At 53.9% G+C, this 21,217-nt stretch carries 24 protein-coding genes; 1 reads left to right on the top strand and 23 read right to left on the bottom strand.

Annotated features, from left to right (window positions below):
* The first annotated feature begins 14 nt into the window (after window positions 1–14).
* Window positions 15–431: a hypothetical protein gene (locus EO763_RS22035; RefSeq protein WP_244322031.1), complete on the top strand. Its 417-nt coding sequence runs from the start codon at window positions 15–17 to the stop codon at window positions 429–431.
* A 194-nt stretch (window positions 432–625) separates the two neighbouring features.
* Here the strand turns inward: EO763_RS22035 and EO763_RS22030 are convergent, their stop codons facing one another.
* From EO763_RS22030 to EO763_RS21915, 23 genes are all read right to left on the bottom strand, one after another.
* Complete coding sequence (locus EO763_RS22030; protein WP_161530232.1) at window positions 626–1,267, bottom strand: tail fiber assembly protein; 642 nt, start codon at window positions 1,265–1,267, stop codon at window positions 626–628.
* Entirely contained in the window at window positions 1,267–2,898 is a 1,632-nt protein-coding gene (locus EO763_RS22025) for a phage tail protein (protein WP_244322030.1), read from the bottom strand. The genes EO763_RS22030 and EO763_RS22025 overlap by 1 nt, the downstream gene beginning before the upstream one ends.
* Before the next feature lie 2 nt (window positions 2,899–2,900).
* Window positions 2,901–3,473 carry a YmfQ family protein gene (locus tag EO763_RS22020; RefSeq protein ID WP_161530231.1) on the bottom strand — a complete coding sequence of 191 codons (573 nt, stop codon included), beginning with the start codon at window positions 3,471–3,473 and terminating at the stop codon, window positions 2,901–2,903.
* The gene (locus EO763_RS22015) at window positions 3,470–4,531 is read right to left on the bottom strand and encodes a baseplate J/gp47 family protein (RefSeq protein ID WP_161530230.1); all 1,062 of its coding nucleotides are present in this window, start codon (window positions 4,529–4,531) and stop codon (window positions 3,470–3,472) included. Before EO763_RS22015 ends, EO763_RS22020 begins: the two co-directional genes overlap by 4 nt.
* Entirely contained in the window at window positions 4,531–4,881 is a 351-nt protein-coding gene (locus tag EO763_RS22010; protein WP_161530229.1) for a phage GP46 family protein, read from the bottom strand. The genes EO763_RS22015 and EO763_RS22010 overlap by 1 nt, the downstream gene beginning before the upstream one ends.
* 57 nt (window positions 4,882–4,938) lie before the next feature.
* Window positions 4,939–5,589, bottom strand: a complete 651-nt coding sequence (locus tag EO763_RS22005) for a phage baseplate assembly protein V (protein ID WP_161530228.1) — start codon at window positions 5,587–5,589, stop codon at window positions 4,939–4,941.
* Window positions 5,579–6,766, bottom strand: a complete 1,188-nt coding sequence (locus EO763_RS22000) for a phage baseplate assembly protein (protein ID WP_161530227.1) — start codon at window positions 6,764–6,766, stop codon at window positions 5,579–5,581. Before EO763_RS22000 ends, EO763_RS22005 begins: the two co-directional genes overlap by 11 nt.
* A complete protein-coding gene (locus EO763_RS21995) occupies window positions 6,750–8,147 on the bottom strand; it encodes a DNA circularization protein (protein WP_161530226.1) in 1,398 nt (465 codons plus the stop codon). The genes EO763_RS22000 and EO763_RS21995 overlap by 17 nt, the downstream gene beginning before the upstream one ends.
* Before the next feature lie 2 nt (window positions 8,148–8,149).
* The gene (locus EO763_RS21985; protein WP_244322029.1) at window positions 8,150–10,540 is read right to left on the bottom strand and encodes a phage tail tape measure protein; all 2,391 of its coding nucleotides are present in this window, start codon (window positions 10,538–10,540) and stop codon (window positions 8,150–8,152) included.
* Between the two features lie 143 nt (window positions 10,541–10,683).
* Window positions 10,684–11,064 carry a hypothetical protein gene (locus EO763_RS21980; protein WP_161530225.1) on the bottom strand — a complete coding sequence of 127 codons (381 nt, stop codon included), beginning with the start codon at window positions 11,062–11,064 and terminating at the stop codon, window positions 10,684–10,686.
* Between the two features lie 5 nt (window positions 11,065–11,069).
* Window positions 11,070–11,447, bottom strand: a complete 378-nt coding sequence (locus tag EO763_RS21975; protein WP_161530224.1) for a phage tail protein — start codon at window positions 11,445–11,447, stop codon at window positions 11,070–11,072.
* 11 nt (window positions 11,448–11,458) lie between these two features.
* On the bottom strand, window positions 11,459–12,880 hold the full coding sequence (locus EO763_RS21970) for a phage tail sheath C-terminal domain-containing protein (RefSeq protein WP_161530223.1): 1,422 nt from the start codon (window positions 12,878–12,880) through the stop codon (window positions 11,459–11,461).
* Complete coding sequence (locus EO763_RS21965; RefSeq protein WP_167521851.1) at window positions 12,867–13,076, bottom strand: hypothetical protein; 210 nt, start codon at window positions 13,074–13,076, stop codon at window positions 12,867–12,869. Before EO763_RS21965 ends, EO763_RS21970 begins: the two co-directional genes overlap by 14 nt.
* Complete coding sequence (locus EO763_RS21960) at window positions 13,060–13,722, bottom strand: DUF1834 family protein (RefSeq protein ID WP_161530222.1); 663 nt, start codon at window positions 13,720–13,722, stop codon at window positions 13,060–13,062. The genes EO763_RS21965 and EO763_RS21960 overlap by 17 nt, the downstream gene beginning before the upstream one ends.
* Window positions 13,719–14,150, bottom strand: a complete 432-nt coding sequence (locus tag EO763_RS21955; protein WP_161530221.1) for a gp436 family protein — start codon at window positions 14,148–14,150, stop codon at window positions 13,719–13,721. Before EO763_RS21955 ends, EO763_RS21960 begins: the two co-directional genes overlap by 4 nt.
* The gene (locus tag EO763_RS21950; protein ID WP_161530220.1) at window positions 14,150–14,578 is read right to left on the bottom strand and encodes an HI1506-related protein; all 429 of its coding nucleotides are present in this window, start codon (window positions 14,576–14,578) and stop codon (window positions 14,150–14,152) included. The genes EO763_RS21955 and EO763_RS21950 overlap by 1 nt, the downstream gene beginning before the upstream one ends.
* Entirely contained in the window at window positions 14,578–15,486 is a 909-nt protein-coding gene (locus EO763_RS21945; protein WP_161530219.1) for a Mu-like prophage major head subunit gpT family protein, read from the bottom strand. The genes EO763_RS21950 and EO763_RS21945 overlap by 1 nt, the downstream gene beginning before the upstream one ends.
* An 11-nt stretch (window positions 15,487–15,497) precedes the next feature.
* Window positions 15,498–15,893: a hypothetical protein gene (locus EO763_RS21940; protein WP_161530218.1), complete on the bottom strand. Its 396-nt coding sequence runs from the start codon at window positions 15,891–15,893 to the stop codon at window positions 15,498–15,500.
* A complete protein-coding gene (locus EO763_RS21935) occupies window positions 15,886–17,031 on the bottom strand; it encodes a phage protease (protein WP_161530217.1) in 1,146 nt (381 codons plus the stop codon). The genes EO763_RS21940 and EO763_RS21935 overlap by 8 nt, the downstream gene beginning before the upstream one ends.
* A gap of 234 nt (window positions 17,032–17,265) precedes the next feature.
* Window positions 17,266–17,643, bottom strand: a complete 378-nt coding sequence (locus EO763_RS21930; RefSeq protein ID WP_161530216.1) for a hypothetical protein — start codon at window positions 17,641–17,643, stop codon at window positions 17,266–17,268.
* Between the two features lie 22 nt (window positions 17,644–17,665).
* On the bottom strand, window positions 17,666–18,208 hold the full coding sequence (locus EO763_RS21925; protein WP_161530215.1) for a phage virion morphogenesis protein: 543 nt from the start codon (window positions 18,206–18,208) through the stop codon (window positions 17,666–17,668).
* A gap of 118 nt (window positions 18,209–18,326) precedes the next feature.
* A complete protein-coding gene (locus EO763_RS21920) occupies window positions 18,327–19,661 on the bottom strand; it encodes a phage head morphogenesis protein (RefSeq protein WP_161530214.1) in 1,335 nt (444 codons plus the stop codon).
* Complete coding sequence (locus tag EO763_RS21915; protein ID WP_161530213.1) at window positions 19,648–21,216, bottom strand: DUF935 domain-containing protein; 1,569 nt, start codon at window positions 21,214–21,216, stop codon at window positions 19,648–19,650. The genes EO763_RS21920 and EO763_RS21915 overlap by 14 nt, the downstream gene beginning before the upstream one ends.
* Window position 21,217: the final 1 nt, after the last annotated feature.

Here is a 21,217-nt window from a genome sequence, read left to right as displayed (position 1 = left end):
GGGGCTGTAGGCTAATGGCTGCACAGACGCTGAAATACAATACGGTTCAGCCCGCAACGACGGTTCGTTGGGGGAGCGGCTGGCTGCTGGCATTGGCGCTACACGCAGGGCTGATTATCTGGGTTAGCTACCATGCGCTTGATTCCTCCATTGAAGCGCCGCCGCCCGCCATGATGTTAATGGTGGCGGATAGCGTGCAATCGACGCCTAGTCCTCAGGATGCACCTGTCGGCCCGCAGCAGACGCTGTCCACGCCGCAAGAAGCGGCGGCTCAACCAGAAAAAATGACGCAGGACGTGCCGTTGCTTGCGCCCGCGCCGAATCCAGTGATGGCGGCAGCGCAAAAGGAAAAGCCGCAGCCGCAGAAAAAAGTGCAGAAAAATGTACCGCGCCGTTTTTTTTTGCATAGAATCACAAATGATTTCGCATAGAGCTATAGTGAAAGAAATTCATGATTTTACATTGTGCAAAATGAGTCGAATTCTTGGCTTTGTGAAATAAAAAGCCCACCAGTTTGTGCTGGTGGGCTTTGCTTTCCCTGACATATCATTATATTTTTAAAACCAACAACATAATGACATCTGAGTCGGCTATTCTATAAACGTTTATACAGATCGATTTTGCATTATTGATCGGCGGCAGCGATCAATTCAGCATCCGGCGCAGTTGGCCACTCGATATCAGCACTATTTACATCAACACGGCTCAGCAGCACCGCGTATTTTTGCCATTCAGTGAGTGCGACGCTCTCTTCATCGGTCGCAATATCGAGGTTAACAGCATAAGTCAGCTCGTTGATGCGTGCCGTAGCAGCAGATTTGCGCGCAGCCAACTCCTGCTGTGCGGATTTTAGCGCGGCAGCGGCTTGCGCGTCTTTGTCGATCACCCACATTTTCCCGTTCCACACGTCGAATTCGGTAGCCGGTTCCAGCAATGTGACGTTATCCGGCAATTCACCAAACTGTGTAACCGTCTGCACCTGCCGCGTTTCCGTGCTGTAGACCGTCTGGCCGCGATAGTCCGGCACCTGCTCCCATGCTTTACCGCCAGCACTGCGGCGTAGCGCCTGACCGATTGGGGGTAATTCCGGTTCGTCTGCGTAGCTGTCTGCGGGTAAACCAATACCCTGCATGACGTATTCATAACTCGCGCTCTGATATTCACGCGTAACCGGATTAACGTGATAAACCGTAATCCAGCCCGCGTTGATAGCTAATCCGCGTTCGTTCAGTTCTGCGTTTTTGATTTGTGTTGAATAGTTGCTCATTATGCTGCTCTCACGATGTAGTTAAATGCGATGTTGCGAGGACGGTTTTCGTTAGCTGTCGGGACGACTTTTGAGGCATCGAATGTAATTTCAGCTGAGTCAATAGCACTACCGCTGTTTGATGATCGCCTATCTCCTGTTGTGAACAGCCCTTGGTCGGCACCAACGCCATTCCCGCCAGGGTTAAATGTTCCCGTTATATTTCTGATTGCATCACTCTGCGCTGACAGCAGCGCCCGCCCAGCATCAACACCGCGCCCGTCATCCCATCCGCGCACGAATTCACCGCGTAGGTCTGGCAATACGCCAGATGGGTATCGTGAGGCTAAGACTGGATACAGAGTTTTATCAAATGATTGCCCGTTGCATTTCAGCCAGCCCGTAGGAGCGACAGTACCGGGGTATGGCAGTGGGATGCCTGCGAGGTCGTTAATCGATACTGAGCCAGCACTACCGGGAACAACCCATGAACCGTTAGCGTCTACGACTGCATTTCTGTTTTGCACCAAAAATCTCTGATTTTCACCCTGATATACCTCCCCACCCGATGTCCCCACAAAAATATTAACATTTCCATTTTGGTTTAATTCAATTTTGCTGCCGGGTGAGTCATTTAGCAGTGTAATGGTGTCATTATTTGCCGAGCCCTTTCCAATCCAGCCCTTTCTTGTTCCCCCGCCCGCATCAAAAAACGGAATAAATACAGGGTTGCCAAGACTCTGGGCCATTAGACGTATTGGGGTAGAAGATCCCCCGCCGAACGTTTTAACCCCACCCACGTTTTGAGCAGCATCCAACGTCATCGGGTTCGCTAAATTTCCCGCCGTCCAAAATTTATCCCATGCAATTGAGTTTCCAGTAATATAGCCACGAAAAAAAACACTACCGACTCCATCGAACGTACTCCCTGCGTTTGTAGCTAGAACCACTATTAACGGCGTTGAGTTGATTTTTATGGTTTCGAATATCCACGCGTTATCAACCCGCCAGCCTGGCGGCATGTTAGTAGCATTTGCTGATGGAACGATACTGTAAAACCCACTAGGTACAGTGCGTAAATACGCAGCGACATCTGCGGCGCTAGGCATAGCGACAGCATTCCCACCTAATCCGAACGCCCCCTGACCATTTGCAGCCAGCCTCATGATTCTATTCAGCGTCGCATCAGTAGATGATGTTTGTGTTTCCAGCCCGACATTTTCAGCCGTTAGTGCAATATCAGCCGTACCATCAAACGCAACGCCAGCAATTTTGCGTGCTGTCGCTAGTTTGGTTGCGGCTACCGCTGTACCTGTGGCAGGTAACGCCCCGACGTCACCCGCTGTGAGGGTAATATCAGCAGACAATGCCTTACCGTTGACCTTGCGCGTAACAGGTACACGACCGTTAACATTTGTGTTTGTTGCAAACGTGACTTTTAATGCCGCTAATAGCTGATCAGTTTTATTCGGATCAACAGTAATGCCGGCATCGGCTAATACAGAAATAACCTCGGACTGGACATTTCTGATTGCGGCTTGCACGTTATTCATAAATAACGCCGTGACAATCGTTCCCAGCTCGCCTGTTAACGGGTTGCCATCATGAAACGCTTTATCGGGCGTATCGACCGGAGGCATTGGGTTTTGCATAATCAGACTTCCTGATACGAGAAATAACAAAATGTGTGGGCTGGTTTCAGGTCATTGAATACCGACTCAATAACCGTGTCACCGAATGACAGCAGCCGTTCACCGACTGCCGATAACCCTGTCCTGAAGTGGTACTTTTTTACCTGTGTTCCGGTGACATTAACGCGCCACGCCCAGAGAACGTCGTGATGCATGATTTGCTCACCGCAGCGGCTTACACCCGTGCGGAACGGCCGCAACTCATCAATCGTTATCGTGTAGCCGAGCCGTGACGCCAGACGTGTGAAATACGGAATACTCAGTCCGCCGGTTTCTGCTAATTTTATCAGCACATTACCAAGCCGCTGCTGGTAGCTACTCTCAGCCAGCGGTGTGATAGCCAGGACACGCTCCCAGTCGGCAAGGAGGCTTTGTGCGGCGACAGGCGTGATGCCGCCGAGGACGCGATTAGCCAGCAACTTGGCGGCATCCAGGGCATTCCCTTCGGCCTCCAACTCTGCCGCAATAACAGGCTGTGTCGCATCATATGAGGCGGGCGGTAATAACAGACCGAGTAATGTTTTTGACTCGCTCATAGCAGCGACACCGTAATATTGGCAATTCGCAGCCACTCGACTTTATTTTCATCCGCTGCCGGATAAATATTTGCCGCAGGGGAAATAATATTGCGGTCAGTCACGCCGGATAATTGCGAAATAATCATTTCGGCCTGGCTGCGAATAAACGGCTCACCCGGTGCCAGCGTATTGATATAGTCCGTCAGCGCGTTATTAATCGCAGTCGTTGCTTCAATCAGTGACACGCCCGACAGTGATACACGCACATCAATATTGAAATTCCTGATTGTCGGGCCGATTATCATCGTGTTCTTTGCTGTGACCGGGCGCACATCATCAATGTACGTCTGCACCGCATTAATGATTTCATCGCTCGGCAGGCCGTTTGCCGACGTGATAACTACGTCAACCGTTCCCAGACCACGGCGTAGCGGGTAGACATATGCAGAGGTAACGCCGGTAATGCTCAGCGCCCAGCGCTTGTAATCGTACTTATTCCCGCCCGCCGGGGGGCGACGGATCAACTCAAGCAGACGCGCCAGCATTTCAGCGTCAGTCTCTTTGTCCGTTCCGCCGCCCATCAGACCGATGCTCACCGTGCTGTCATAACCAACTGGCGCACTGGAGAACGTCCCGGATGCAATCGCGGTAGTGTTACCCGCCGCACCGGATGTGGATGAAATAACAGGAATGATCGCCTTGCCGTCGGTCCCCACCGTGCCAATCGCAGCAGTCGTGAATGACAGGCTGCCGCGATTGATTATCTGCCCGACGGGACAGGCCGCGCCGACTTCACCGGTCGCCGTAATTTCACCTGTGGCCGTAGTGGCCGCTTTACGTGAAATATCACGTAACCGGCAGTGCATTTCTAGAAACTCAGTGTCGGCCGTGTCGGGGAAAATCTGCCGGACAATCCAACCCTGATGCTGATAAATGCCGGTTACAGCACTAGCTACCGACGATGCACGGACATAAAAATCACTGTCAGCGCTAATGTCAGCATCCGGGCGCAGGTTTTGCAGGTCACGCAATAAACGACTACGGGTTTCATCGAACGATGGGGTGATATGCGGCATCAGCTTACTCTCACCGGATGTCTAAACGTTTGTGTTTGCTGCGCGGCCGTTGTGACTTCGATTTGCAACACGACCCAACCTGGATTACCCGCCGATGCAGAAACGGAAACAGCCGATGCACGGCCATCGTCAACAATCGGCTGCAATGCTTCGGCGGCGTACTGTTGCGCCAGCTTATGCACCCGCGCAACGTCTTTTTCACGCGCTAATAGATGCAGCTTTGAACCTAATGACGGGTCAGCCCAGTACGCGCCTAATGGCGTCATCAGGCGCAGATAAACGGCATTGGCTAATGTCGTTGTCGTCGTGCCGGTGTAATCGCCGGTGGTTGGGTTCAGTAAATTATCCATGCCGCCAGAATGGCAGCATGGGAGGCAATCAATAAGAGGAAGGGGTTCAGTTGGTTGTTATGGAATCGCGGGGCCGGTCATGCCGCCAGAGTCGCCGTGATGCTTGTGGCCGTTGAGCGCAATGTTGCCCGCCGTGACGTTTCCACTGGTCTGATAATCGCCCCGTGTTTGCGTGACGTTACCTTCAAACGATGCGCCAGCGCCACCTTTGATCGACATGCCACCGTTGCCGGTGATTTGGCTTTGCGCCGTTACCTGCTCGCTGGCCGTGACCATCGGGGTATTAAAATCCACCTTTTCTTCCGCATTGACAACAAATTGTTTGCAGTTGACGCGGAACTCGTCGCAGTCCGTTTCTATTAAACGCCCACGCTTGAGCACGATTTTTGCGCCTTCATCGGTATAGAGCGCAACTTCGCCAGGCTTCAGCGACTGGAGGCGATATGTTGCGTGCTCGGTCGCTATCACAATGCTGTGTGACGTTCTCCCACCGAGCGGCAGCACGATAGCAGCCGCACCAGGCAGCGGATTTGACGTAAACCCGTAATGCTGGAACAGCTCGCAGTCCTGCAATGATTCCCCGGCCAATCCTTTAGCCTGGAACGTTTGCAACGGACCAGCGCTATTCACCCGCGTTAAACGGGTTCTGAACGCCAGACGAATGCGATTTAACGCCCCGTTAATGCGTCTTTCAATATCAGGCCACATCGACAATTGCTGTTTCCCCCCTACCTTTGCGCTTACGTTGTTTTTTCCTCCTCGGATACGCATCCGGTATCCAGACGCCATCCTCTTTCAGGCGGAGCGTGGTGGTTGTGCCGCCCGGACGACCACCGCTAAATTCACGCCCCATCAGGAAATACACCGCATCAATACCGTGGTACTCACTGGTTACGTGAATACGTTGCCCTGGCTCCCACAGCACGCCGTCTGAGGTTCTGTGGCCGTGGACAATCGCCGTCAGGCTGTAGCCGTTCAGCTTCGCATCGGCCAGCGCTTTGCGGGCGCGATAGTTGATTTGCTCCTGATTGTCTGCATCACCGACAACAAGCACCTGCGGTCGGTAGTAATTGACAGTCGGGTCTTTGACCACTGCTCTCATGCCGTGCTGTCCGGTTTCTGCCGTGCCGGTATCCGTGTCGATATTGATCGGCGTATCGTCGGTTACATCAACAATCGCCGTTGACGAACCGGATGCCGAATGTGCGTGGCTTTGCGCTAACACCGTCAATTCGGAAAACGATTTGTCTATTGAACTGGCATCAGACAGCGACAGCACGTTATTGCCTTTGCCGTCCATACGCATGATGAGCGATGCGACAGGCTGTTTCGTGTAATCCGGGCCACCGATAATTAACGTTCCATCTGGTGCGAACCACGGCCACAGCCCGCGACCGGCGCACGCCCGCAACAACATGTCCCACGCCCGTTCGCCAGGCTCCGCGCTGATTTTGTCGCTGCGGATAGCGCTCTCCGCCTCAATGCGGATGTTTGTGATACCGAGAGGGCGCACAATCTGCGCAACAACGTCATCCAGTCCGACCTGCCGTGCGGTCAGTATTGGCGCAGCACAGTCAACCAGGATAGCGGCACCGTCACGACCAGACAGCGACAGCGTAACACCACTGCGGGCAACAGAGCGCTGCACGCTGTCAATGCGGCCAGTCATCACCGTATCGCTACCGACTTTTACCGTCACCGGCGCACCGCGCACAACGTCAGCAGGAAACCTACCGTCGGGCAGTCCCAGGCTGACACTCCACGCGTCAGCCGGTATCAGAAAATCACTGTCAATCTGGTAGCGTGACCAGTCCGTGTGCGCTTTTCCATTGATAATGACGGACACAGCGGCATTATCGGTGGCGGGGTTATTCTGCGTAGGCATTCAGCACATCCCCCACATTAATGTTGTTCGCGTCGCGCAGCTGCGGATTCAATCGTTGCAGTTCGGTAGCGCGGGAGTAGTCGCTATACCAGCGATGCGCAACCAGATGCAGATTGCCTGGCGCAGTGACGGTGCGCAGCAGCAGTTGCGGCTTTTCGTTGATGACAGCTTCCGCCAGTGCCTGAACCGTCAGCGCGATAGCGGCCAACTGGTCAATAACCGGCTGATATGACAACCCTGTAGGCTGTGCACTGCTGCTGATTTCATTCATCGCCGGTGCATACGCATCGCGATTGATATCAATCGCGGCCTGTATCATCGTCCGGGTTTCATTAGTGATTTTCTCAATGTCGAGCGGGGTTAACACCGCTGTCAACGCAGGGTCACTGAGCACCGCGCCAGCTTCCTCTGCGGCTTCCATCGCGACCGCCACCGCGACAATCGCGGTTAACTCGACAATATCGCTATCGACAAGCTGTGCTGGCATATCAACCGGCGCATCGATACTGCCGGAGACTAACCCCACAGGCATGGACTGAACAGACAGCAGCGCGGCATGGGTGCTTGTCCAGTCTGCCATGATGACCGCGGGCGACGATGCATAGTTCGTGGTAGCGATAGCTTGTTGCTCTACGCCCGATAACGATACCGGTGCAACAGCGGCAGCAGTAGATACAGATGTTCCGCCGCCCACGTAAGCAGAGTGCAACGAACTCTTTGATGCCCCCGTTTTGAGTGACAGCGCAGAACGTAGATCGCCGAAAAACACGGCAGGGAAATTGATAAAATCGGTCGTGCTGCTGATAAATCCGCTAATTTCGCTGCGAAAAATAGTCACGATATTTAATGCGCCGGTTGCCAGACCACGCACTTTATTCATCATCGTTCGTGCGGTTCTGAGCGGCTTGGTTACATCGTCAAGCAGCGCGTTCGCGCTATCAATCAACGCCTGGGTCTGATTAAAAATCTCATCGGCTTTTGAGAGCGGATAGTCTTTAACAAAGAACGGATTGCCCGTTTTTGACTGCACAAACTGAATATCGATAGTGCAGTAATTGACATTATCCGCATCGTGATTGACCTGAAACACCGCCGCCAGCATGTTCGGCATCGCACCAAAAACAGGGTGTATCAGTTCCGCTGCACCTGGCTTGCGCAGTGCCTCCAGCAACGACTGGAGGCGGGTTTCGTAATCATCACCCCACACAACAGCTTGAATCTGTGAGTTGTGCGGCTTTAACCCTAAATCCTGAATGTCTGCGCCGTCGATGTTCGGGTATTCATGCTGTGCCATGTCACGCTGCGCACTGTCCCGCGCGTTGATCACATCGAATTTCACGCCACGAAATGACGCATCCTGTAATGAATCTGCCCAGGCCATTATTAGTATGCTCCGTTCGAGCCACGCGTGGCTTGCTGGCTGTTGACTTCGTTAACGGCCTCGGCTATGACACGACTATCCAGCTCGACCTTTGTATTTATCTGAATCGGTTGGTTGCTTTGCGGTTGCTGCGGTAGTAAGTAAGATGGCACGCCCATCGTTGCCGGGTTTACGTCTGCGCCGATGGTTGTTGGTCGTGCCCACCAGGTCTTAACCTCATCCCACACGTCGAGTACACCCGGCGCGGCTTTTGCCGAGTCATTTATGCGTTCCAGGTCACTGCTGTAATTATCTGTATTCAGCCGTCCGAGCGCCTCTTCGGATTCTTTGCGGCGTTGTTCTCGTTGCTCATTTAATCGGGTTTTTATGTCGTCAACGGTGATTAGCGGTTGTTTATTTTGCTCTGCATCGTTATTGCGTTGCATAAGATATTCACCACGACCAACCCCCCTTGCATCAGCTTCTTTATTTATTTCATCTAGTCTTTTACCTGTCTCGTCGTATAACACCTTAGCCACTGAAGCTAGGGCTGCGGCTGCACCGACAGGACCCGGCAGATTACTGGCTTTATCCACTAACTCACTACCACCATCACCTTGATCCTGCCAGTTCGTAACATAAACCGGCACGGGCGTACCGCTACCTCCACCAGTAACCAGATCGGCTGGATTAAACCCGCCAGATTTGCCACCGCCCAACCCTGGAATACCCGGAATCCCATTCCCGCCCGTCAGTATACGAATACCAGCAACCGCCGCTGCGCCAGCGGCCAGCGCTTTAATACCGACTGTTGCGCCCGATACGGCCGTTGTCAGGCCGGGGTACTCGTTGGCATAATCCGTCATCAGACCAGATAGCCGCCCAATCACATCAGATAGCGGCTTAACCGCATCCATCGTGCCAAAATCGGCTGCATTTTTTACCTGATCGGTTTTGAAATCATTCGTATCCGCTATCAGTGCGTAGCTCGTATCTCCCGCCATTTGTCCCGGTTCGGCTGTGCGCTGGGCATTAGCTTCTCCCCGAACCTGCTTCATGTAATCCCCATTGGCACGATACGCAAGCAGTGCCATTAGCGCCTGTTGATCGGCGATAATCTTCCCGATTGCCGAGCCTTCCAGTATTTTTTTCTGAGACTCAATAATCTGTTTGCGGTCACCGTCATTTGTTGTCGCCTGTAATTTTTTCTCCAGCGCTCTATATTTAGGGTCGTTGGCAACTACACGATCAACCAACCCATTGAACGCATCAAGAGAGTTCATACCCTTGGCTCTGGCGGCCGTTAGCGTCCCCGACAAATCAATGCCTTTGCCGTTTATCTTTATTCGTGATGCCGCATTTGCCGCATCCTGGCTATTGATTTTTGCCAGCAAGTTCACCAGATTGTTTCCGGCCTGGTCTGGACTACCTGCTGTTTTCATTGACGCCTGATTTGCTCCTAGCAGGACGGTAAAGTCATCCAGCCCGCGCATACCCAAACTGCTGGCGGCGGCTAACTGCTGCGGAAACCATTTCGCCATGTCAGCCAGTTCAAATGAACCCGCAGAACCCGCAGCGATAGCCATGTTCAGTGCCGCCCCCATATCCTTATCTTCAATACCGAATACATCCTTTAGGCTAATCGCCAGTTGGGCTAAATCGATAGGGTTAGCACCTGTAGCCGTTGAGTATTTTTGAATTTGCGGTAATAACGTCTCTGCTGACTGCATATCAACCACACCAGACGCTAAAAATTTATCCAGTGTATCTGCCGCAGATTCCTTCGTGCCGCCGCCTTCTTTGACCGAGCGCCGAATCAGGGTATCCATGCTGCTCATGCCCGCCCGCCGTCCTTCGACGTCCTGATCGGCATACGCGGTATTTGCCATCATTGCGAGCCGGCGCTCGTAGCCCATCTGATTGCGCACCGGCTGCGCGACAACGGCGCTCACTGCGGCTGTACCGCCCGCGATAGCCATCGCGTTAGACCCGATATTGCGTAGGCGATCCATGCGACCGATGGACTGCGCCGCACCGCTTAATTCTGTGCGTAATTTGCTGACACGCTGCGTCATAGCATCGAACGCACGCGCCTGTTCACTCGACGACATCACCCCCATCCGGGTTAGGCGACTGTATGCGGCTATCGTCTGCTGAATTTCTCGCTGAATCTCACGCTCCGAACGAATGCCGAGCGTAGAGCGGGCGCTGTTGGCTCGCTGGAATTCGTTACTCAACGCACGCGATGCACGAACCCCCTGTTGACTGTTCTGCTGCTGTGATTTCGCCAGGTCATCACCAGCTTTTTCTGCCGCCTTTGTCCGTGCAACAGCCTCGTCCAACGCCTTACGCAGCGCTTTTGAACCGTTGTCACGGGTTAATATCGTCAACGCCAGTTGGAGTGAGCGACCCATGATTTATTTTCTCCGTTTCTGATTGGGTTTTTGCCGCAGAGACTTCGCGTGGCGTTTTGCATCCCCGGCTGACGGCGCTTTTCTGCCGTTCAACCGGGCCAGTGCATTGATGTAGCCGTCCAGTTCGGCGCGGCTCATCGCTTCTATTTGCTGTTTTGTGATGCCGTAGCGTCCGAGGGCGAGGATGATTGCTCTGTATCCTGTGAGGGCGACCTCAATCCCATCAGCTTTTTTTTAACCGCCGATACGCTCGCATCGATGAGATCGAAATCCTCATCTGATAGCTGGTTTAACAGCAGGTCAGTGGTGATTTTATCGCTCTCAATACCGTCGAATGTCAGTACGCGAGCCAGGATGCCGACGCGGTAATGCATTCCTGCCGCTGCACCCGCCGTCGTGCCTTTTACATCCTGCGTTTCCTCCAGTGCGGCGATGGTGTCGCCAACCACCGGCAGACGAACGGCAAAATCAAATCGGCGCTGGCCGTCCAGCTCAACGCCGTGGATCAACATACCTTTTTCCATGTTCATTACTCCTCTACACGGCGTAGCGCATTAAACGTAATGTCCCGCTTCGCTTCGTTATCAACTGTGTACTGTGCGCCGACCTGCGTACTGAAACAGTCCAGGAACGACACACGCTTACCGCCGCTGCCACTCACCGGGTACTGGGTGATTTTGACGCCTTCCAGGCTTTCCCAGTCCAGATCGCCATTGAGTGGGATAACCACAGATACCGTTACCTGGTACTCGGCAATACCACGCGAAAACCCCTTGGCGCGACCGGTGCGGTTCATGGTCTTGACCAGCTTTCGCCCGGTTTGCACATCTTCTTTCAGGTCAGTACATTCCAGCTCGACGCCGTTCACTTCCAGGACGATTGCGCCTACATATTCTTCTAATGCCATGATTCAGTTCCTTACAGCAGCAGGTCGATGCGACCAGCGAAAACGTGCAAACCATTCACGATATCGGCCGGGATGCGCGCATTGAGTCGGTTAACATCCTGAGAATCACGTTCAACGATTAACTGGTCTTTATAAGCGTCAACATTCTCAATGATTTCCAGTTCTTCGAGCTTGTAGAGCACGTCAAGCAGTTCACTGCGCACACGGTCTGGCGTGCGGGAACTCAGCTTGTCACGCGGGAATCGCAACGTGACGCGCTCACGACAGGCTTTGCGCACGTAATCCAGCGTGCGGATGGTGGTGATATCCAGCAGCGAAACATCGTCAACGCCATCGGCATTTTTTGTATACGTGCTGATAGCCCGGACAATTTGAACGCTATCACCAGGACCAATCTCAAACGGCGTCAGCCCGTTGTACAACGCATTTTCCTGCTCGTTACGACCAGGACGGGCAGATAGCGCAGTGACATCCAGCGTGTTCATCGCCAGAGTATTGAGCGGTCGCGCAGGGTCTTCTTCGCTTGCGATAACCGCCGCATACGCTGCCGCAATCTGTGCCGGCGTTTTCACTGATCCGTTATGCCATCCAGCCGTAATACGGCCATTGTTGATACTGGACGCAAGTGTTGAGCCGGTTGACAGTGATTTAGGCCAGCCCGCAACACCAATCGCACCGCGCTGCTCCAATGGGTCGCTGACGTTGTCCAGATGTGTGCGTAGAGCTGTTAATGCGGCCTGCGTCGCATACGGACTGACGATGATGTTGTGACCTGCGGCGAACACAGCAGCGAGAGCTGGGGCGATATCAGGATCAATATCACCACCCGTCATTGACGTTGCCGCCGCCGTTAACCCCGTCGCAGTTGACGCGATGCGCAGCGTAATGTCATTGCCAGCCAAGCCTTTATTTTTGGCAGTCAGCGTGACGACGCCAGTGGTGACAGTAGCCGTGACCGGTAGTACAGTTTTCTGCGCGATAGCGGTATTCAGCGCAGCAGCAACGGTCGCAGCGGTATCATCAGCAGACACAGCAACATCAACACGCGTTACACCAACAAACGCGCTCACCGTACCAGACGCTGTCGCCGTTCCGGTTAGTGTCAGCGCCCCTGTCGCCGCTGTGGCTGCTCCCGCATCGCTGACGCCGATAATCTGCAATTGCAAATAGCTGTTACAGCCAATTGCTTCCGCCGCCATCAGGTGCGCCATTGAGCCGCGTCCGAACAGGGTTGCCGCCTCTTCATCAGAGAACACGTTAACCGCATTGAGCGGGGTTGCCGTGCCGCTGCTGAGCATTTGCGCGACCAGGAGAACTTTTTGCTGATTGCTCGGTAATGTGCGCACTGCGAGCCTGGTGTTGAATTCAAAATATTTACCCGGCTTGCGGATGCTGCTGCCGATTTCGTAAAACTCGACGTTAGGACTCGCCACGGCTCACCTCCTCAGATTTGCCTTTCTTTGCCACTGCCGCACCGTCAGTAACGACAATCAGATCACCGGCGTTTAACTGCCGCTGGTAGTACGCCGTCAGTTCTACCTCGACCACGGTGTCGCTGGTGATGTAGCGACGACCGTTATCTTCGCGCGGCACCTGAACACCCGGTACCGCCTTAACCTTGATTTTCATGATGAATAATGTCCTCTGCATCCGGCGACGACGCCGTCTGCGGAATGTCGTAGCTCAACTGAGTGCGCAACCAGTCCGGGTCGTCGGGACTGGTTGCGCCGTGATAGCCGGTAAAAACACTGTCTGGATGGAATGGGGCTGCACCATCGAGTGGGTATTTGCCGTTTTCGAGTGCAGACTCCATCCACACTGTGTCGAACTCACACGCAAAAACAGACAGCGCCTGGCTCTCCAGCTTGGTGTTAAACAGGGGGCGCACCCGGCCTGGTATCAAGGCTGCTATTTTTAATCCCGATTCCGTTAAATCCTGCCCGGAAAGCAACCGGCGCACAGCTTCGACCATGCGATACGTGCCAACTTCGTCAAGCCGTGCGCCGCCGTGGCGTGTGGCTTCTTCACTGCGCACGCTGCGCTCACCAACAATCACTACAAAACGCCCGGTGGTTTTGTACTTCCGTTTGCCAATGTTGGCGTTCTGCGTGTTCTGAATACCGCCAAATGTTACCCACACGGCAGGCATTGCACGGGCAACCTCTGCGGGTTCACCGTCCAGCTCACCACCGTAAGAACACACGTTCGCCGCCATGTGGCCCAGCCCTTTACTGAGCCGGTCAATCATTGCCCGCTCAATATCCCGGATAATCAAAATGCACCTCCCCCGGTAGAACCCCTGTCAAATGCGCGACCCGCAGACTGAAAACGTGCGCCGGAACTGGTCTGTTGAACAACCTGGCCGTCTGACGTTCGCCCCAATCCGTGGCGACCATCTGCAACACGTTCTAGATAGCGCACCGCATCTTCATAGCGTGCGCGTACTTCATCGGTCATCTGCGTACCTGCACCGCACAACAAGTAGCGGGCAATATCACAGCAACGACCAACCAGAACGCCAGGAGTATCGGGCCACGGCACCGGATAGCGGCCGACAAGATAGCTATCGATTTCCGCACTGGCGCGGTTTAACGCACCAGACAGCACCTCATCATCAATATCGCCAGTGAAATCACGGTCGGTGAGCGAGACACACTCTTTCTCACCGAACGCCAGCACCATGTCAGAACGGGTCGCGTACATTATTTTTTCGCCTTCTCTGCGCCAGCAAGCTGCGCCTGGAGCGCATCACGCTCGGTGGTCAGCGCCGCGTTGCTTTCCTGAAGGGCGTCACGTTCGGCTGACACCGTTTCAATCGTGGTATTGGCGGACGCAACATCACGCTCCAGAGCGGCTATGCGGGTTTTGAGCGAGTCACGCTCACCAGCCAACACCGCCGAGGCTTTTTCCGCCGCTTTCAGTTTTTCCAGCGCAGAAGACAGTTGTTTAGCCGTGCCATCGCTTTTTTCTGCATCACCGCTGGCGCGAACGACGATCAACTGCGGCTCGTTTTCCAGAACTGCTAACTGCGCAGCAGAGAAGTGGTCATCAGGATAGGTTTGGGTTTTTGCGCTGTGCGCCATGCCGCAACGACGGAAACCATCAACACGGGCAGTAATTTGAATTGGCATTACGCGTCCCTCCCAGTTGAGCCATACGCCATCTGCCAGAAGGCGTAACCGCCATTCGCGCGAGCCTCTGCACCGAACAGGAATTTTTTACGCATAAAAACGTTGTCGTTGCTGTATTCGGTCTGCTCAACGAAATCTGGTTTTTTGCGCTCTTGATAGATGATCGGCTTAACCGGCCTGCTGGTGTCGAACAGAAACCACTCGGTATCGGTTTTCAGTTCGGGAACGACCAGCACCTCCGCCGTGCCTTTGTAGGGGTTCGGCGTATTGTCCGGGAAGCGGTCAGCCGTCATCAGATAGTTAGCCTCATCTTCCAATGCGGGGGGAACAACCAACAGGCCAGGCAGGATTTTAAGCGACGCACCTTCTTCGTCTTTCATACTGCGCAGGGACTTACGGCCTACACCATAACTCGCCTGTGCGGCGGCAAGGCTGGCCGTTGACAGCTTTTTCGTGCCTTTATTTGATACAGACTGCCCTCTGACAGGGTGATCGGTATCAAAGAACGGCTGGCCGTCATAACACAGGTTCGTAAAGCCATCACTAACCAGGGCAAACACGATATCAGCGGGCAATTCTGCGGCAGACTGGCCTGCCGACCGCGCCTGAATGGCGTAGCCCATCAGTTGATCGTCTTCGATATCATTGCGCTCAACCTCGACCGTGGCCTCCCAATCCTTGTTACGGATGGTGTAATTAAACGCGGCCAGCGATTTAATGACCTTGTCGCCGACCCATTCGCGCATCTTTGGGAAACGAGACAACCAGGAATAATCGTTTTCCTTACCCGTTGATGGCACAACCATCGCCACTTTTTTCCAGTCAGACGGCGTTTGAGTAAACGCATTCTGGAAGGTGGTTTTCAGGTTAACGAAAATCGCTTTAACGACTTTTGCATTCACTAACACGGCATTTCTCCTTAAATCAGAACCCAGACGCCGTCGCCGCCGACTGCCTGAACTTTCCCCGCCACCGGGCGGGCATTGGTATCGCTGGTTTTGGCAACGGTCTGACTGTCAACGACATAACAATCCCTGCCAACGTCAGCTTGCGTTACTGCATCGGCAGCGTGGTTGACGAACTGCCACGCCCGGCCACGTCGCACGAGTGCATCAGCACCGCCATTTGCACCCGCACTGTTATCAACCCAGCCGTCACTGACGCCGAGGGTGATTTGCGCGGCCGTCGCCGTTGCGGGAACGGCATAACCAGCCGCATTAATGGCAATCATGTGACCGCCAAAGATTTCCGTGGATGCCGCAACCCGAACGGGGAACAACAGCCCGTCGCGATGCGGCGTATTGCGATCACTCATTGCCGTCTCCTTTTACAAACTTGGCGACTTCAGCCGGATCAACGCCCATCATGTTGCAGATAGCGACGTCTACGACATCGTCGTCATTGCCGGTTGTGGTTTCGTTTCTGGGTTTGACGCCTGCGGGCGGCTGGCCCCCGGTTTGGGTGGTGGTCAGCGCAGCAATTTTGGGCGCGTTGTTCAGGAACGTTTTCAGACTGTCCGGTGAGGACTTCGCCAGGGATTCAGCCCACGTTTTTTGTGCCGGTAACAGACGGCCATCAGACAGCGCGACGGTGATCAACTCCGCGCATTGCTGCTGCGCCAGTGCGGCCGTGTTGTTATTCGCGGTTGCCAATGCTTCAGTGACCGATTGCTGCATCACCTCGACAGAAACCCACTTAGCCGGGTCTGGAGTAGCGACCTGCGCGGTCAGTGCCGCAACGCTGGCGGCATCCGCTGTGAGCTTTTCAATCAGATTGAATGGATTAGCCGACAGCGTGTTAAATGATGCTGCCGCCGTGCCTGCGGTTGCCGATGCTAGTTGGTCAATGAGCTTGTTTAGCTCGGCGGTGATGTCTTCTGCGGTTGCTGTGATGGGTAGATTCAGCATCCAGCGCAGACGTTCTAGTAGTTCGTCCATAGTGTCCTCTTGGGTTGATGATGTGACGGCGAGAAGCGAGGCCGCAGCGAGCATGACCTCGTCCATACCGTCAACAGCGGGGGTGTTCGTGAGCGCCGCGTGCAGGAGCTGCAAGACGCGACCTGATTTGTCGTAAGAAAAAACCGGGGAAATAAAGCGGTAGGAGCCGTCGGCAATCATCGCGGCAGCGCTGTCCGTCCACGTCACATCAACCGCAAACAGGCCGACACCCTCGCGCCATTCCAGTTTTTTGAACCAGCCGGAAGCCGGTGCCGGCTTGCCGTTCTTGGCGGCACGCAGGGTCTGGTGTTCATAGTCGATAACGTAAGGGGTTTGTTGCGCATCAGCGGCGGCAATCAATGCCTGCGCGACCTCGGCCGTCATAATCCAGGTAGGACATTCGGTGGGACGGCCATCACGCGCCCGGAACTCACCAGCAGGAAACAACTGGATGACGCCGAGGGAGGCTTTATTGATTTCTGCGGCCAGCGCAGCGACGAGTAATTTCTTTTTCATGCCGCCAGAATGGCAGCACGCAAATCAACGAATAAGAGGAAGGGGTTCAGTGGGTAGGCGTGAGGTAAAAAGGACTGTTTTTATCTTGCCACTCAAATCATGGCAACGGCAACCGATATGACCGCATTTAAACCCCGTTTAAATCGCGTTGTAAGCCCCTCAACCGAATGAGGGGCGGTAATGGTATGGAATACATCAGAAAGTCACGCCTGCGCGATTTTACGCAGGTCAATGTTAACCGACATAAAACTTGGTGTGCGTGGCGTCTGAAACAGACAGGAATAGGCGTTCAAGTTTCCTGGGAGCAATGTCTGTAATAATGGTGGTGATTGCCTTTTCGAACGCCTTTTTTTCTTTAGTGATTTCTTTGGTCAGAGTTGTTTCACGAGCATCGAATGTGATTTTCTTTTGCCCTGCGTAGAAGTTATACGGCAGCGCATCTTCTTCGATATTTGTGTCTCTGGTATAGCCTTCAGCTTCAATAGCTTTTTCGATTTTCTTATAAACGCTTTTGTCGTCATAAGTGTTGGTCAAATCGAATGTTACATAGTAAATCAGCGTTGCTTCTTTTTGATGAAAATTATCCCCAACAGCAGATCTCAATCGACTCATAATGGTTCCCATAGGTAAGTAGTTATGAACCCAGTACACGCTGTAAATAGTCCTGCGCTGTACTCTCCATTCCCTCCACATCCGATTCCGTAAGGCGCAGGAACGGGCGAGCGGGGATGGTGATTTTATACTCTCCCATTGTGTTCCACTGAGAAAAATTTGATTTGGATTTTTTCACGAACCGATTACCGACGCTGCCGTCCTTGTATTGTTTGTGGTACGACCGCTGACTGCGGGCGGGAATGTTGATTGTCCCGCCTTCCTGGTGAATACGCGCATAGACAACGTTAGTCCCGACCGTCGCGCTATCGTTGTCGCTGTACTCGCTGATACTCGCCGCCAGTCGCCCGGATTTTTGCAGTATTTTTCCGCCCGTGCGCTTTTTGGCATAGCGCGGACTCCAGCCCGCCCAGTCGGGACGACCCTGCTGCGCGAAATTCTCTTCGACCGCATCATGCATCGCGGCGGCCATCTCACGCATCAGCGGTTGGCGGTGTTCCAGGCGGCTAATCAGCTCACCCAGACCGCGCTCAAAATCGGTAATGTCATATTTTATTTCGTACATAAATTACTCTATACTTAAGGTGCGGTGGATGAGAGTTGTTTCCAATAGGAACGGTTGCTACTACGCCACGAGTGTTTGAGCATGATCCGGTTCGAGTCCGGCGCTTTCATCCCGCCGCTTAATCAAGGCTCCCCCACAGCACTTCGTTAATCCCTTTGTTTCTCAGTGATTCGTCGTTCGCCAGGATTTTTCCCGTTCTTATCAGATTAGTTTTTATCTTCTCTTTCTTTCCGCCTTCCGGCGGTCGGGCTTTTAGCTCGCGATCGATAAACACGACTAACTTGCCGGAGGCGTCCGGTAAATCTAAAACGTATGTCAATGCCGCGTCGGCTTTCTGCGTGTTATAGAGAATGGCTTTAGGGTTGAGGATAAATTCAGGCAAGCGTTGCCACAGCGCTTCGGGAAGCTGTGCGTCCTTGCTATCCCGAATCGCGTGCAACAGATTTTCATCGGTCAGTGTGATAACGGATGATTCAACAGCGACACCTTTCTCGGCTAGGCGATCAACCACTTGCGGCGGTAATGCACCGACATGTCTGAGCTGTCCGCGAGCCTGCTTGTTCAGCAGCGTGTTATTAACGAACGCGTTAACGTCCGTTGAAACTGCCTTTAACAGCGTTTCATTACCCATTGTTTGACGAACGGCCAGCGCGGCAAGCTGCGGATCGGCGACAGCGGAACGCTCAAGCAGCCGCTGACCGAGGGATGCAAGATAACCCTGGCCGGGATTGTGACCAAAACCGGCATCCGGCGTATACAGTTGACCGTTCCACTTAATCGCCTGTACCGTCCGCGAGTCATCCGGCCCCCATGCCTGCTCGACTTCGACAATCTCACTGTGCTGGACGGTGGCTTTCAGGCGATCAACATCAGCTTGGGTACGGGCGCGGATACGGCAGCGACATCCATAACCATCTGGCGGGTACATAAACTGCCAGACAGGGTCATCATAGCGTGCGATGTAGCCATGCAGCGCGGCATGGCTGGGGCGAATATGCGAATCCATTACACCGATTCGCTCCCAGTACGGGCGAAATTCTGCGTTAGCGAGCTGCTCCTCGTAACGGCCTGCGCTGTAGGCCGCCTGCATATTGGTCTCAAAAATGGTTTTCAGACGGCGCGGAGTGAGCTTTTTCCCCTCAAGCACACCGTCTTCGTCAGCTTTCAGACCCTTACCCAGCCAGCCCTTTTGCTCAAGAACGAGAGTCAACCGACGCCGGAACTGCTCCAGGGTTTCGCCGTTCTTTAGCGCCGCATCCAATCCGCCACGGATATCGGCTAGCACGTCTTGCTTGAGGACACCGGCAACGGTGAACGCTGTGGCATGTGTGCGGGCTTCAACGTCATGCCAATTAAAGCCAATCGCATAGCCTTTTGACTCAAAATAGCGGATAGCCTCTTCCGGTTTAAGACCAATGGCATACCCCAGATTGACATCGTTAGGTGTCGGCATTCAGTCGCCCCCACACATCCGCGACAAACAGCGCCTGTTTCAGCAGTTGCTGGAGCTGTGAGTCATCAAGCAAGGGATAGCTGCCCGCGATGATATCGAGCGCATCGTCTGGCGTTTGCCCCTGCTGTAATGCGGTTACCAGTGGCGCAATCAGCGCCTGCATGGCGTCGTTAATCGCTTCCGGCGTTGAGCGGGCGCTGTCGAGTGCCGATTGCGCCGGGTCGCTGATTTCGCCAGGCACCGAACTTAACGCCGCAAATCCGCGATAGGGTGAAGTCGATAGCCCTGCCAGCGACGGGCGCGGGGCAGCTTCGAGCACCGGCTCATTATTCTGCGGAACGGGAATACCAACTTTCTTGTGTACCCACGAAACCGGGATAGTTTTCATCCCCGCCTGAACCAGCGTAGACACCCCCGTAGAGAACGTGCCGATATCTTCCAGCTCGCTGGTATCAAAAATGAACTTCGGCAACCGGCGGCGGCTCACCTGATAGCCATTAATCGAAAGCAGCATCTGGATCATGTGCGAGAAAAAGCCGTGTAGCTGCTTCGCATCAGCGACCAGGATATCGTTACGCACGTCGTTATGAACATTACCGAGCGCGTTCGTTGAGGTTTTACCGTCTGCCTGGCTTGTGAGCGTTCCGCCGAGCACGGCTTTCGATACCGTCCTTTCGCACCAATCTATCATTGCCATAAACGGATCGGATTGCCCCTCGGCAGCGGCTTCAAATTTGATTTCACTGCCCATCGGGATAATACCAGCGGCGTTATGGCCGAGCGTCACCAGGGCGTGCAGCAATGCATCTTTTTGCTCGTTAGACGACCCTTCCATATATGTCCCGACCCGTGCCGGTAAACCGTAAATCTCAAGAAATTCAGCAAAATCACGCACGCTGTAGTTCTTAAACAAATACGGCCAGACCAGCACGCGGTATAACCCGGACTGCGCAACATAGCCCGATTTGGCGTTATGGGTATGCACAAGCCAGCCGAACGGCCACAATTCTGAACCATTCATGCTACCGTCAGACAGACGCACGGTGTCGTCAATCTCCGGGTTCGTGCAGAACCAGCGATGCGGCCGCAGCTTGATTTGCGCGGGAAGCCAGATGTTTTCTTCAAACTCCCACTTTTCAATTTCCTGCGCTGAAAATCCGTGTCCGATGGCCTCCGCCGCATTGAGAATAATGTCTTCAAAATCGGGAATATCATCCATCCACTCGGTGATCATTGCCGTGAGGTTCTTCTCTTCGGCTGTCGCATTGCGCGGCGGTTCGATACTCCAGTCCAGCCCCAGTAGGGCATTTTTTCGCTTCGACATCTCAGAGAAGATATGCCCGTCTTTCTCGACCATGTCTTCAAACAGGTCAGCCTGCGCAGCCAGATCGCCACGCTCAGCGGCCTCCAGAATGCGCGGCAGGCGGCGAATGGTCAGACCGCGCGATGGATGCTCTGGAAAATGCCGTGTTATCTGCGCTACACGCGCCGTCTGCGGGGATTTCAACACCTCGCGGTTCAGCGGGCGACCATGTTGATCAACAATCTGAGCCATA

Origin of the sequence: Pectobacterium odoriferum (assembly GCF_009931295.1) — a bacterium.
In the GTDB taxonomy this organism is placed as follows: Bacteria; Pseudomonadota; Gammaproteobacteria; order Enterobacterales; family Enterobacteriaceae; genus Pectobacterium; species Pectobacterium odoriferum.
The sequence above is the reverse complement of the archived record's forward strand: the minus strand, read 5'-3'. Positions and strand labels throughout refer to the sequence as shown.

Excerpts from the sequence above, each read along its gene's own strand:
- EO763_RS22035 (WP_244322031.1), top strand. The coding sequence starts at position 15 with ATGGCTGCACAGACGCTGAAATACAATACGGTTCAGCCCGCAACGACG.
- EO763_RS22030 (WP_161530232.1), bottom strand. The coding sequence starts at position 1,267 with ATGAGCAACTATTCAACACAAATCAAAAACGCAGAACTGAACGAACGC.
- EO763_RS22025 (WP_244322030.1), bottom strand. The coding sequence starts at position 2,898 with ATGCAAAACCCAATGCCTCCGGTCGATACGCCCGATAAAGCGTTTCAT.
- EO763_RS22020 (WP_161530231.1), bottom strand. The coding sequence starts at position 3,473 with ATGAGCGAGTCAAAAACATTACTCGGTCTGTTATTACCGCCCGCCTCA.
- EO763_RS22015 (WP_161530230.1), bottom strand. The coding sequence starts at position 4,531 with ATGCCGCATATCACCCCATCGTTCGATGAAACCCGTAGTCGTTTATTG.
- EO763_RS22010 (WP_161530229.1), bottom strand. The coding sequence starts at position 4,881 with ATGGATAATTTACTGAACCCAACCACCGGCGATTACACCGGCACGACG.
- EO763_RS22005 (WP_161530228.1), bottom strand. The coding sequence starts at position 5,589 with ATGTGGCCTGATATTGAAAGACGCATTAACGGGGCGTTAAATCGCATT.
- EO763_RS22000 (WP_161530227.1), bottom strand. The coding sequence starts at position 6,766 with ATGCCTACGCAGAATAACCCCGCCACCGATAATGCCGCTGTGTCCGTC.
- EO763_RS21995 (WP_161530226.1), bottom strand. The coding sequence starts at position 8,147 with ATGGCCTGGGCAGATTCATTACAGGATGCGTCATTTCGTGGCGTGAAA.
- EO763_RS21985 (WP_244322029.1), bottom strand. The coding sequence starts at position 10,540 with ATGGGTCGCTCACTCCAACTGGCGTTGACGATATTAACCCGTGACAAC.
- EO763_RS21980 (WP_161530225.1), bottom strand. The coding sequence starts at position 11,064 with ATGGAAAAAGGTATGTTGATCCACGGCGTTGAGCTGGACGGCCAGCGC.
- EO763_RS21975 (WP_161530224.1), bottom strand. The coding sequence starts at position 11,447 with ATGGCATTAGAAGAATATGTAGGCGCAATCGTCCTGGAAGTGAACGGC.
- EO763_RS21965 (WP_167521851.1), bottom strand. The coding sequence starts at position 13,076 with ATGAAAATCAAGGTTAAGGCGGTACCGGGTGTTCAGGTGCCGCGCGAA.
- EO763_RS21955 (WP_161530221.1), bottom strand. The coding sequence starts at position 14,150 with ATGTACGCGACCCGTTCTGACATGGTGCTGGCGTTCGGTGAGAAAGAG.
- EO763_RS21950 (WP_161530220.1), bottom strand. The coding sequence starts at position 14,578 with ATGCCAATTCAAATTACTGCCCGTGTTGATGGTTTCCGTCGTTGCGGC.
- EO763_RS21940 (WP_161530218.1), bottom strand. The coding sequence starts at position 15,893 with ATGAGTGATCGCAATACGCCGCATCGCGACGGGCTGTTGTTCCCCGTT.
- EO763_RS21935 (WP_161530217.1), bottom strand. The coding sequence starts at position 17,031 with ATGAAAAAGAAATTACTCGTCGCTGCGCTGGCCGCAGAAATCAATAAA.
- EO763_RS21930 (WP_161530216.1), bottom strand. The coding sequence starts at position 17,643 with ATGAGTCGATTGAGATCTGCTGTTGGGGATAATTTTCATCAAAAAGAA.
- EO763_RS21925 (WP_161530215.1), bottom strand. The coding sequence starts at position 18,208 with ATGTACGAAATAAAATATGACATTACCGATTTTGAGCGCGGTCTGGGT.
- EO763_RS21920 (WP_161530214.1), bottom strand. The coding sequence starts at position 19,661 with ATGCCGACACCTAACGATGTCAATCTGGGGTATGCCATTGGTCTTAAA.
- EO763_RS21915 (WP_161530213.1), bottom strand. The coding sequence starts at position 21,216 with ATGGCTCAGATTGTTGATCAACATGGTCGCCCGCTGAACCGCGAGGTG.